At 58.4% G+C, this 12,141-nt stretch carries 10 protein-coding genes; 3 read left to right on the top strand and 7 right to left on the bottom strand.

The genetic code is table 11. The features are described 5' to 3' along the window. Window positions 1-66: 66 nt before the first annotated feature. The 5 genes from edd to AC27VJ_RS02520 all read right to left on the bottom strand — a co-directional run bounded on the left by edd (window position 67) and on the right by AC27VJ_RS02520 (window position 7,047). On the bottom strand, window positions 67-1,884 hold the full coding sequence (edd, locus tag AC27VJ_RS02500) for a phosphogluconate dehydratase (protein WP_488682672.1): 1,818 nt from the start codon (window positions 1,882-1,884) through the stop codon (window positions 67-69). An 87-nt stretch (window positions 1,885-1,971) separates the two neighbouring features. Next, window positions 1,972-2,670, bottom strand: coding sequence for a 6-phosphogluconolactonase (gene pgl / locus AC27VJ_RS02505; protein ID WP_488682673.1), 699 nt, complete (start codon window positions 2,668-2,670; stop codon window positions 1,972-1,974). A gap of 12 nt (window positions 2,671-2,682) precedes the next feature. Next, window positions 2,683-4,158: a glucose-6-phosphate dehydrogenase gene (zwf, locus tag AC27VJ_RS02510; protein WP_113089766.1), complete on the bottom strand. Its 1,476-nt coding sequence runs from the start codon at window positions 4,156-4,158 to the stop codon at window positions 2,683-2,685. Window positions 4,159-4,313: 155 nt separating this feature from the next. Further along, window positions 4,314-5,600, bottom strand: a complete 1,287-nt coding sequence (locus tag AC27VJ_RS02515) for an NAD(P)/FAD-dependent oxidoreductase (protein ID WP_488682674.1) — start codon at window positions 5,598-5,600, stop codon at window positions 4,314-4,316. Between the two features lie 10 nt (window positions 5,601-5,610). Then, window positions 5,611-7,047, bottom strand: a complete 1,437-nt coding sequence (locus AC27VJ_RS02520) for a glutamine synthetase family protein (RefSeq protein WP_488682675.1) — start codon at window positions 7,045-7,047, stop codon at window positions 5,611-5,613. Window positions 7,048-7,176: 129 nt separating this feature from the next. Here AC27VJ_RS02520 and AC27VJ_RS02525 point away from each other — a divergent pair, with 129 nt between their 5' ends. Both AC27VJ_RS02525 and AC27VJ_RS02530 read left to right on the top strand, forming a co-directional pair. Next, entirely contained in the window at window positions 7,177-8,361 is a 1,185-nt protein-coding gene (locus tag AC27VJ_RS02525) for a BaiN/RdsA family NAD(P)/FAD-dependent oxidoreductase (RefSeq protein ID WP_488682676.1), read from the top strand. Window positions 8,362-8,503: 142 nt separating this feature from the next. Continuing rightward, on the top strand, window positions 8,504-8,635 hold the full coding sequence (locus AC27VJ_RS02530; RefSeq protein ID WP_488682677.1) for a hypothetical protein: 132 nt from the start codon (window positions 8,504-8,506) through the stop codon (window positions 8,633-8,635). 213 nt (window positions 8,636-8,848) lie between these two features. Here the strand turns inward: AC27VJ_RS02530 and AC27VJ_RS02535 are convergent, their stop codons facing one another. After that, window positions 8,849-9,094 carry an SMc00767 family acetate metabolism repressor gene (locus tag AC27VJ_RS02535; protein WP_045229770.1) on the bottom strand — a complete coding sequence of 82 codons (246 nt, stop codon included), beginning with the start codon at window positions 9,092-9,094 and terminating at the stop codon, window positions 8,849-8,851. 94 nt (window positions 9,095-9,188) lie between these two features. Continuing rightward, the gene (aceA, locus tag AC27VJ_RS02540; protein ID WP_488682678.1) at window positions 9,189-10,478 is read right to left on the bottom strand and encodes an isocitrate lyase; all 1,290 of its coding nucleotides are present in this window, start codon (window positions 10,476-10,478) and stop codon (window positions 9,189-9,191) included. A 238-nt stretch (window positions 10,479-10,716) separates the two neighbouring features. Between aceA and AC27VJ_RS02545 the strand changes: the two genes are divergently transcribed. Next, complete coding sequence (locus tag AC27VJ_RS02545) at window positions 10,717-12,135, top strand: helix-turn-helix domain-containing protein (RefSeq protein ID WP_488682679.1); 1,419 nt, start codon at window positions 10,717-10,719, stop codon at window positions 12,133-12,135. Window positions 12,136-12,141 lie beyond the last annotated feature (6 nt).

Genomic DNA, 12,141 nt, shown 5'->3' on the forward strand with positions numbered 1-12,141 from the left:
AGAATTCATCCAACAAAAAGGCCGCGTTTCATCCGAAACGCGGCCTTTTTGTTATTGAGCCATCAATCAATGAAAGACGCTGGCACCCTGATCGGCTGGGCCGACATTGCGGCGGAAGGGCGCGAAGAGTTCACGGCCCATACCCCATTCATTGTCGGAAAGATTTGCCGTTGCGGGTTCACGGGCTGCAAGCTCGGCGGATGAGACCAGAACCTCGATGGTGCCGGTGATGGCGTCAAGGCGGATCATGTCGCCATCGCGGATGCGGGAAATCGGGCCGCAATCGACTGCTTCCGGCGTCATGTGAATGGCGGCGGGTACCTTGCCGGATGCGCCGGACATGCGGCCATCCGTGACCAGCGCCACCTTGAAGCCGCGGTCCTGCAACACGCCAAGCGGCGGCGTCAGCTGGTGCAGTTCCGGCATGCCATTGGCCTTCGGTCCCTGGAAGCGAACCACGGCCACGAAATCCCGATTGAGCTTGCCTTCCTTGAAGGCGGTCTGGAGGCTCTGCTGGTCGTGGAAGATGATGGCTGGAGCCTCGATGATGTGGCGCTCAGGCTTGACGGCAGAAATCTTGATAACTGCCTTGCCGAGATTGCCAGTCAGCATCTTCAGACCGCCGGTCGGCTGGAAAGGGGTTTCGATGCTGGCCAGAACCTTCGGGTCATGGCTGACTTCTGGCGAAGACGTACGACTCACGCCGCCGTTCTCATCCAGCGTCGGCTCAATCGTATAGGCCTCAAGCCCCTGACCGAACACAGTGCGCACATCATCATGCACGAAGCCCTGCTTTAGAAGCTGTTTGATCAGGAAGCCCATACCGCCTGCGGCGTGGAAATGGTTCACATCGGCCAGACCGTTCGGGTAGACGCGCGCCAGAAGTGGCACAACGTCCGAGAGGTCAGAAATATCCTGCCATGTCAGCACGATGCCTGCTGCCCGCGCCATGGCGATGAGGTGCAGCGTGTGGTTGGTGGAACCGCCCGTGGCGTGCAGACCGACGACGCCGTTCACGACGGAACGCTCATCGATCATCTCGCCCGCTGGCGTAAACTCGTTGCCCTGCGCCGTAATCGCCAGTGCCCGCTTGGTCGCTTCACGCGTCATCGCATCGCGCAGCGGCGTGTTAGGGTTGATGAAGGATGATCCGGGCATGTGGAAGCCCATGATTTCCATCAGCATCTGGTTGGAATTGGCGGTGCCATAGAAGGTGCAGGTGCCGGGGCCGTGGTAGGATTTGGATTCGGCTTCCAGCAGTTCCGCACGCCCCACCTTGCCTTCGGCATAAAGCTGGCGGACGCGGGATTTTTCGTCATTCGGCAGACCCGATGTCATCGGTCCTGCCGGAATGAAGATGGATGGCAGATGACCGAAGGAAAGTGCCGCAATCACCAGACCGGGAACGATCTTGTCGCAGACGCCGAGGAATACGGCCGCATCGAACATGTTGTGGGACAGGCCGATGCCCGCCGCCATGGCAATGGCATCGCGTGAAAACAGCGATAGCTCCATGCCCGGCTGACCCTGTGTCACGCCATCGCACATGGCCGGAACCGCACCTGCCACCTGCGCAATGCCGCCTGCTTCCTTGGCGGCTTCGCGGATGATGTTCGGGTAGATCTCAAAGGGCTGATGCGCCGAGAGCATGTCGTTATAGGCGGTGATGATACCGAGGTTGCCGACCCTATCGCCGGCAAGGATGTCCTTGTCGGCGGGGGAACAGACCGCAAAGCCGTGTGCAAGATTGGCGCAGGAGAGAACGGAGCGATGCACGCCCTTGGAAACCTGAAGCCGAAGCCTTTCGAGATATATCTCACGATAAGGTTTCGAGCGCTCGACGATACGGGCTGTGATAGCCTGAATGCGCGGGTCGGCAGCCATGGGCGTTCATCCTGTCCTTCTGTGGACCATCGGCCAGACGCTTGGGAACGTCGGCCAACGGTCATGTTGCTGTTTCAAGCGCTGGGCTTAGGGCGCCCAGTAGATATTCACCTGCGAATCCGCCCGGTTGAGGACGGCCCTGATGGGCATCTCTTCCTCGTCCAGATCGGACTTCGCCTTGTCGAGCGTTTCCTTCTTGGCCGCACCTTCGATGTGCAGCACGAGGAAACGGGCATCGTGAAGTGCTGAAAGATTGAACGTCAACCGTTCTTCACCAGCGGTTTCAGCGGCCATCGGCAGAACGGCGCGGTCCTCGTCCAGATCAAGCGCTTCTTCGAGGTTGTCGCCGCCGGGGAAGAAGGAGGCCGTATGGCCGTCCGTTCCCATGCCCAGAATGACAACGTCGAAGGGATCGCAGATGGCTTCCGTCTTGACCGTGGCCAGCGTGGCCGCATCTTCCGGTGTTGCGAAGAACTGGTAGAGCGGCACGAAATAGGCATAGGTCGCCGCGTTCTGCAACAGATTGTCGGCCACAAGCTTGTGGTTGGAACGGTCGCTTTCCGGCGGTACGAAACGCTCGTCCACCAGCGTCACGCTGATGTTCTTCCAGTCCAGCTGATGTTTCGAAAGCTCCTGAAAGAAGCGCTTCGGCGTAGAACCGCCAGAGACGGCTATGCTGGCCGTGCCGCGTTCGGAAACCGCGTCTTCAAGACGCTTGGCAACGTCCTTTGCCAGCGTCTCTGCCAGTTCCTGACCGTTTGTGAAGATATGCTCCTGCCCAATCATCTGCATATCCCCTTAATCGGCTTCGTGCCATGTCCGACCATCGCGCTCGATCAATGCGATCGAACCGCTTGGTCCCCATGTGCCTGAGGTGTAACCCTGCACGCCTTGGCCGACTGCTTCCCAGCTTTTGAGAATGGGGTCGACCCATTTCCACGCCGCTTCCACTTCGTCGCGACGCATGAACAGCGCCTGGTTGGAGCGGATCGTGTCCATCAACAGGCGTTCATAGGCATCGGGGCTGCGCACGTTGAAGGCTTGTGCAAAGCTCATGTCCAGCGAGACCTGACGCAGGCGCATGCCGCCCGGACCGGGGTCCTTGATGAGCAGCGACTGCTTGACGCCCTCATCCGGCTGCAGGCGAATGACCAGCTTGTTGGCCTCGACCTTGCCAGCCGCATCGTCAAAGATCGAATGCGGGATCTGCTTGAAGGTAACGACGATCTCGGACACGCGGGTTGCCAGACGCTTGCCGGTGCGGATGTAGAAGGGCACGCCAGCCCAGCGCCAGTTGGCGATTTCGGCCTTGATGGCAACGAAGGTCTCGGTGTTGGAAACGCCACCTTCCAGCTCTTCCAGATAGCCCTTGACCGGACCACCGGCAGACGCACCGGCGCGGTACTGGCCGCGCACCGTCAGCTTCTCGACATTGGATTCGTCGATCAGCTTCAGCGAACGCAGAACCTTGACCTTTTCGTCACGCACGGCTTCCGCATCCATGGAGGATGGAGGCTCCATGGCAACGAGGCACAAAAGCTGGAGAATATGGTTCTGCACCATGTCGCGCAGTGCACCGGCCTTGTCGTAATATCCGGCGCGGCCTTCAAGGCCGACGGATTCGGCAACGGTAATCTGCACGTGGTCGATATGGGCGGAGTTCCACAGCGGCTCAAACAGCGCATTGGCAAAGCGCAGCACCATCAGGTTCTGCACGGTTTCCTTGCCGAGGTAGTGGTCGATACGGAAGATCTGCTCTTCCTTGAAGACGTTACCTAGCGTGTCGTTGAGTTCCAGCGCAGAGGCCAGATCACGGCCAATCGGCTTTTCAACGACGATGCGAGTGGATTTGGTAATCAGCTTGTGATCACGGATCTTGAAGGCAATATCGCCGAAGATGCCGGGTGCAACGGCCAGATAGAAAGCACGGATGCGATCCTTGCCCTCATCCAGAAGCTTTTTCAGCTTGTCCCAACCGCCATCGGATTTTGCATCGACGGGAACGTAGAACAGGCGCGCGCAGAATTTTTCGACCTGCGCATCGTCATATTCGCCCTTCTTGAGATGCTCTTTCAAAGCGTCCTGCGCGAATTTGCGGTATTCGTCATGCGTCATTACCGAACGGGAAGCACCGATGATGCGTGTCGGTTCGGACAACTGGTTTTCCACCTGACGGTGGTAAAGGGCTGGCAGAAGCTTGCGCTCGGCCAGATCGCCAGTGCCGCCGAAGACGACGCAATCGAAGGGCTCGACTGGAATGATTTGACTGCTCATACCGATTCTCTCGATCTTTCCGTGTTGAGGGCATCCATAATCTAATCGATTTAAAAATGCCAGACTTGTTGTGCGAAATTATGTTTTTTGCTCGTAAGCCATTGGTTTTGCTTTGTCCGAGCGTGTTTCCTATGCCTTTGTTGTTAACCTGACTATCAGAACCTGTCGCGCAATGCGTACCATGAAAGCGCCAGAAACAGCAGGGGCGCCCGCAACCGCGTGCCACCCGGGAAGGAGGGCACGTCCAGCACGGCGAACTGCTCCAGCGCTTTGTCCTTGGAAACGATCATATCCGCATAAAGCTTGCCGCAATAGTTGGCCAACATCACGCCATGGCCGGAGTAACCGCCGATTGACATGACGCCCGGCATCACTTCACGCACGAAGGGCTGGCGGGTCAGTGTAATACCCACCGATCCGCCCCAGGCATGGGTCATCTCTATGTTTTGCAGGGCAGGATAGATTTCCGCGATCTGCTTGCGAATATGTTTGGAGATGTCGCGCGGTGAATCCGCCGTATAGGCCTCACGCCCGCCAAAGAGCAGGCGATTGTCAGGCGTCTTGCGGAAGTAACGCACGACGAAGCGGCTGTCGGCAACTGCCTCTTTTCCGGGAATGATGGTGGGGAAGCCATCCAGCGGCACGGTCGCGCCGATGAAGGAGCGGATCGGCATCACATGCGCTGCGGTCACCGGCTCCAGATTGCCGATATGGGCATTGGTTGCGATCAACACGCGGTTGGCGGTGATGGTGCCGGATGATGTCTCGATCAGCGTCTTGCCGCCGGTCTGGGTTATGGATTTGGCAGGCGTCATCTCGAAGATCTGCGCGCCAGCTGCCTGCGCTGCTTTCGCCAGTCCGATGACAAGCTTCAGCGGATGAATATGCCCGGTGCCGGTATCGCGCACGCCGAAGTGATAGTGGCTGGAACCGAGCCTTTCCGCCGTTTCGGCCTTCTCCATGAAGGAGACATGGCTGTAGCCGTAGCGGCTGGACATGGCCTCGACGCTTTTGCGGTAGTCTTTTTCGTAGGACGCCTTGTGCAGAACGTTCAACTGACCGGGCAAGAAATCCATGTCGATGGCATGCTCGCGGGCGAAATCCAGCACATAGTGCTTTGCCTGTTCGGCGATGTCGAACAGCGCCTTGGAACGCTCAAAACCGACTTCCTTTTCCAGATCGTCCGGCCATGCGCGCTGGCCGGTGCCGAACTGCCCGCCATTGCGACCGGATGCGCCGTCGCCAAAGCGGTAGCCCTCGATCAAGGTCACCGAAACGCCAGCCTTGGCCAAATTATAGGCCGCCTGCAAGCCGGTGAAGCCGCCGCCGATGATGGCGACGTCCACAGTCCGTGAACCGTCCATCGCCGCATATTCGCGCCGTGCGTCCAGACTGTCCTGATACCAGGAAACACCGGGCGCGATGGGGCTTTGCCATGTCATGCTGTGGCCCTCACACGTTCAGCAGCAGGAATTCCCGCTCCCATGGGCTGATCACCTGCATGAAAGTTTCGAACTCGCCACGCTTCAAACCGGCGTAAAGACCCACAAATTCATGTCCGAAGACGCGCTCCAACTGCGGTTCGCCTTCCAGAAGGGCTACGGCTTCCAGAAGCCCGCGCGGCAACTCGATGGAGCCTTCGTTTGCCGTCTCGTAGGTCGGCTCTGTCGGCTCGATATTGTTCATGATGCCGAGCCAGCCGCAAGCGAGCGAAGCCGCCAGCGCCAGATAGGGGTTCGCATCGGAACTCGGCAGACGGTTTTCCACACGCCGCGCCGAAGGACCCGATATCGGCACGCGGAATGCCGTCGTGCGGTTATCGTAACCCCAGGCGTTGTTGACAGGGCAGGCCATATCCGGCGTCAGACGACGGTAAGAATTCACATAAGGCGCCAGCATCACCAAGGCATTCGGCACATAACGCTGCATGCCGCCGACGAAGGCGAAGAACTCCTTGGAGGGGCTGCCGTCCTTGTTGGAAAACACGTTATCGCCGGTCTCGATATCCACCACCGACTGGTGGATGTGCATCGCCGAACCCGGCATGCCCTGCATAGGCTTGGCCATGAAGGTGGCGTAGATGCCGTGTTTCAGCGCGGCCTCGCGAATGGTGCGCTTGAAGAGGAAGACCTGATCGGCAAGCTCGATCGGGTCGCCATGGCGGAGGTTGATTTCCAGCTGCGCTGGACCCTCTTCATGGATCAACGTGTCGATCTCCAGACCCTGCTTTTCCGAGAAGTGGTAGATATCGTCGATCAACTCGTCGAATTCGTTGATACCGGCAATGGAATAGCTCTGCCCGCCGACGATGGAACGCCCCGAGCGGCCTTTGGGCGGATGCAGCGGGTAATCCGGGTCGTCATTCATGGCGACAAGATAGAACTCGATTTCAGGCGCGACGACTGGCTTCCAGCCCTTTTCCTTGTACAGATCGAGCACGTTTTTGAGCACGTTGCGCGGCGTGTAGGGAACGTATTTGCCTTCCTGATCCACGACATCGCAGATGACCTGCGCGGTGGGATCGCTTTCCCACGGAACGACGCAGAGCGTGGACAGATCGGGCACCAGCTTCAGGTCGCTATCGCGTGGCTCGTAACGGAAATTCGCCGTTTCATCCGGATATTCGCCTGAAATCGTGTGGCGGTAGAGCGCCGAGGGCAGCGCCAGCGAGGTGTCGCCAGTAAACTTCGCCGTCGGCATCATCTTGCCGCGGGGCACGCCCGCAAGGTCTGGCGTAATGCATTCAATATCCTCGATACCGCGGGCCTTGAGCCATTGGGCGGCTTCCCGCCATGAGGCGCAACCGCGTGTGGAGGAAACGTCGACTTGGATCTTCTTTGCCATGTTTGCCGGTTTTTTCGGACGGAGCATGGTTTTCTTGGGGGGCATAAATCACCGGGTGTGTGTTTCGATTGGGGCCATCATAACCAGACTTTGACAATTGGCGAGGGGGGAAAGCGCCATTGACAACAGGCCTGACTTCGAAAAGAGGAAGTACACCGAAACTAGGGAAACTCCATGACGGAAAAATGTAACGTGCTGATATTGGGCGCAGGCGCCGCTGGCATGATGTGCGCCATCCGTGCCGGTCAGCGCGGCCGTTCCGTCATCATCCTCGATCACGCCAAAGCACCGGGTGAGAAAATCCGCATTTCCGGCGGTGGGCGCTGCAATTTCACCAACGTGCATGCGACCCCGAAAAACTATCTCTCCAGCAATCCGCACTTCGCCAAATCGGCGCTGGCCCGCTACACGCCGCGCGACTTCATCGCCCTTGTCGAAAAGCACCGCATCCCCTGGCACGAAAAGACGCTGGGCCAGCTCTTCTGCGATGACAGCGCCAAGGATATCATCCGCATGCTTCTGGCCGAGATGCAGGCGGTGGGTGCGAAGCTGCGGCTGCAAACGGAGATCGCTTCGGTGGAAGCCATTCCAACCGGTGGTTTTCGCGTGTCCACCTCAACAGGCGTGATTGAAGCGGAAAGCCTTGTCATGGCGACCGGTGGAAAATCCATTCCGAAAATGGGCGCAACCGGCTTTGCCTACCGCATTGCCGAGCAATTTGGCCTGGGCATCGTCGAAACGCGCCCCGGCCTTGTGCCGCTAACGCTGGAGCCGATGCAGCTTGAAAAGCTGTCCGCGCTTTCCGGCATCGCCGTTCCCGCCGAAATTTCCCACGGCAAGACATCGTTCAATGAAGCATTGCTGTTCACCCACAGAGGTTTGAGCGGCCCATCCATCCTGCAAATCTCGTCCTACTGGCGCGAGGGTGATGCTATCAGGCTGAAGATGGAACCGGATCTGGACATCATCGGCCACCTGAAAATGGCAAAAAAGACAAATGGCCGCCAGTCTGCCCAGACCGCGCTGGGCGACATTCTGCCTAAACGACTGGCGCAGCATGTGGTGGAGCGGGCAGGGGTTACCGGCAACATTGGCGACATGTCCGACAAGACGTTATCTGTGCTGACCGCTGCTGTGCAGGAGTGGTCGATAAAGCCCTCCGGTTCGGAAGGATATCGCACCGCAGAAGTCACGCTCGGCGGTGTCGATACCAGTCATCTCGACTCCAAATCCATGCAGGCGAAAACCGTGCCGGGCCTCTATTTCATCGGCGAATGCGTGGATGTCACGGGCTGGCTGGGCGGCTATAATTTCCAGTGGGCATGGGCATCCGGCCACGCCGCCGGGGAACCTGTGTAAAGCCTCGACATCTTAATGCCTTATTAAGAGACGCGGAGTCATGCTGATCGAATGCCAGCACAACGCAAGTTGATACATGATGTCCCGCTGGACGCCGGAACCCGGCATCGATCGGTTATGTTTCTCGTTCAGGAAGCCGCTCATGATGATGTCCAGAAAACCCGCTCGCGCCATCGCAATTGCCCGCACCGCCAATGATACTGCTGTTTACGCCTTCCGCCTGAGCCTGATTTCGGCTGGTGCGATTGCGGCTCTGCTGGTGCTGCTGTTTTAATTTGATCAGCATACAAAATGCTGACGGCATAGCTCAACGGGTTCGATTTCCTTGAAAGCTTTCCACCGTCATGCTCGGGCTTGTCCCGAGTATCTGCAACGTATCAATTTAATTCGACGTGATTAGATCCTTGGGACAAGCCCAAGGATGACGTAAGGACGTGTCTGCGATCAAGTAAGCCGGACGGTATAACCGCCCGGCTTGAGACTTCGGTTACGCGGCAGCCTTGCCCTGCGCAACGATAACCGGGATCAGCAAATCACCCCAGTTTCCATCGCCGCCATGGTGGCGGGCGGAGCGGACGAGTTCGACGGATACGCCGGCTTCTACCGCATTCATGACCGCCTGATTGAGGCGGTGCAGGTCGTTGGCCAGCATACGGATGGCGCTTTGCTGATCCTGGCTCATGGATGAGGATTGCTCCTCGGTACGTTCCTTAACTCTTGAAATCGAAGCCATTGGTTTTCCTCCGTTCAATGGGCTTGAAGCTTGTTTCTTGTTTGTCGCATGTCGTTATCGCAAAACCGCTTCACACTTTTGCGCGACATGCTTGTCATTCCGCAGCGGGGCGGAACTGGTCGTGTTCGGTCGATTCCTTCATCGCCGTGGTGGATGACGTGCCGCCTGATATGGCGACGGAGACCGCATCGAAATAGCCGGTGCCGACTTCGCGCTGGTGCTTGGTGGCGGTGTAGCCGTTGATTTCGGCGGCGAATTCAGCTTCCTGAAGCTCCGAATAGGCTGCCATCTGCCGGTCCTTGTAGCCGCGTGCCAGTTCGAACATGCCGTAGTTCAGTTGGTGGAACCCGGCAAGGGTGATGAACTGGAACTTGTAGCCCATGGCGCCCAGTTCACGCTGGAACTTGGCAATCGTTGCATCATCAAGATGTTTCTTCCAGTTGAAGGACGGCGAGCAATTGTAAGCCAGCTTCTTGCCCGGATGCACCTTGTGCACGCCTTCTGCAAAGCGCTTGGCCTGCTCCAGATCCGGCTTGGACGTTTCGCACCAGATGAGATCGCAATAGGGCGCATAGGCGTTGGCGCGGGCAATGCAGGGCTCAAGGCCGTTCTTGACCTGATAGAAGCCCTCGACCGTGCGGCCTGCATCGTAATCCACGAAGGGCCGGTCGCGCTCGTCGATGTCGGAGGTCAGAAGCTTGGCGGCTTCCGCATCTGTGCGGGCGATGACCAGCGTTGGCGTTCCCATGACGTCTGCAGCAAGGCGCGCAGCCGTCAGGTTGCGGATGTGCGCAGCTGTCGGGATCAGAACCTTGCCGCCCAGATGGCCGCATTTCTTCTCCGACGCCAACTGGTCTTCATAGTGAACACCGGCAGCGCCAGCTTCAATGAAGGCCTTCATTATTTCAAACGCATTCAGCGGGCCACCGAAACCGGCCTCGGCATCGGCAACGATGGGCGCAAACCATGTATCGACTGACAGGCCTTTGCCTTCGGCGGTCTCGATCTGGTCGGCACGCTGCAAGGTCTTGTTGATGCGCTTCGCTAGTTCCGGCGCTGCATTGGCCGGGTAAAGCGACTGGTCCGGGTACATTGCCGATGCGGTGTTGGCGTCCGCCGCAACCTGCCAGCCGGAGAGATAGATCGCCTTCAGACCGGCGCGAACCATCTGCATGGCCTGGTTGCCGGAGAGCGCACCGAGCGCATTGATATAGCTCTCTTCGTTGATCAGCTTCCACAACCGGTTTGCGCCCATTTCCGCCAGCGAATGTCGGATGGTGACGGAGCCGCGCAGCTTCTCCACATCCGCTGCCGTATAGGTGCGCTCGATACCGTCGAAACGACCCTGTGGCGCACCTGGAACCAGCTTGTAAAAATCAGTCATGTCTCTCTCCCTTGTCAGAACTGTCAAACCATTCACACATCCTTACTCCATTGAGATGTGTGATCCGATGTGACTGAATTTACAGTTTCAAAGATTTTCACGCCAGATAAAAAGGAAAATCAGTGACTTGAAAGAGGTCATGCTGTATCGTCTTTGACAGGATGGAGTTGTAAAACTGTAAATTTTGTAAAAACCGTGAATGCGACGTTTTGTGTGTATTTTGTAAAGGGAGGAGGTTTTGGTGGAGGCCAAGATATTTGCGGGGCCGCGCGTTCGACGCGTGCGCAATGGATTGGGTCTGACGCAGACGGCCATGGCCGAAGCTTTGTCGATCTCGCCGTCCTATCTCAATCTCATCGAGCGCAACCAGCGTCCGCTGACCGTGCAGCTGCTGCTGAAACTCAGCTCCGTCTACAAGGTCGATCTGGACGACTTGCAGGGCGAAAGCGGCGGCCTTACCAGCCAGTTGCGCGAAGTCTTTGCGGATCCGCTGCTGGCGGGCGAGGTGCCATCGGGGCAGGAGCTGGTCGAGGTGGCGGAAGCTGCACCCAATGCAGCCAGCGGCATCACCAAGCTTTACCGTGCCTATAAGGAGCAGGCGCAGCGTCTGAGCGATCTCTCCGATCTTCTGGCGCGGGAAGGTCATCAGACCACGCTATCGGCCACCCGCCTGCCGATCGACGAAGTCAGGGAAATCTTCGAGCGGCGTGCGGCACATTTTGCGCAGCTGGATGCAGCAGCGGAAGCATTTCATAAGACACTGTCGCCGGGTGATGATCTGGCCACCGCGCTGAAAAGCTGGCTTCAGAAAAACCACGGCATCGTCGTGCGCTCCATGCCTGTTCACGCCATGCCCAACCTGCGCCGCCGTTATGACCGCCACTCCATGCGGCTGTTTCTCTCGGAACGCCTGTCGCCGCAAGACCAATTGCGCGAAATGGCGATGGAGGCCTGTCTTCTGGCGCTGACGGACGAGATCGGCACTGAGCTGCAAGCACTGGCTCTCTCAGGCGAAGAGGCAAAGCGCATCGCCCGTTTCGAGCTTGCCCGATACGCTGCCCATGCGCTGATGATGCCCTACGGCGCATATCTGGCTGCTGCCCAGCGTGCGCGATATGACATCGATATCTTGCGTGGGCGTTTCAATGTGTCCTTCGAGCAGGCGGCAAACCGCCTCGTCACGCTGGCGCGGCCGGGTGCATCTGGCATTCCGTTTTTCCTGATGGAAATCGACAGCGCCGGAAACCGGTTCCGCAAGGCAGGCGCGCAAGGCTTTCCGCAGGCGCGGTTCGGTGGTCTCTGTGTGAAGCTCAACGTTCATGCGGCCTTCGCGCAGCCGGGGCAGGTGCTGGCCGAACAGGTGGAGATGCCGGATGGCGGGGCCTATCTCACCATCGCCCGTTCGCTGGATGGACCTAAAGCGGGGTTCGGTGAACGCATTCGTCGCACGGCTGTCATGGTGGCCTGCGATGCATCGTTGGCGAAAGAAACGGTTTACGGCGATGTCGTTGGCATCAAGGCGGGCAGCATTGCCATCGGCCCATCCTGTCGGCTGTGTGAGCGCCAGGGCTGTCTGTCGCGCGCGGAGGCGCCGCTGACGCGTCCGCTGGGGCTGGATGAAATGGTGACGGGCTTGAGTGTTTTCGATTTTCAGTAGTGGCTT

Source organism: Agrobacterium sp. 20P9.1.2 (genome assembly GCF_057799395.1).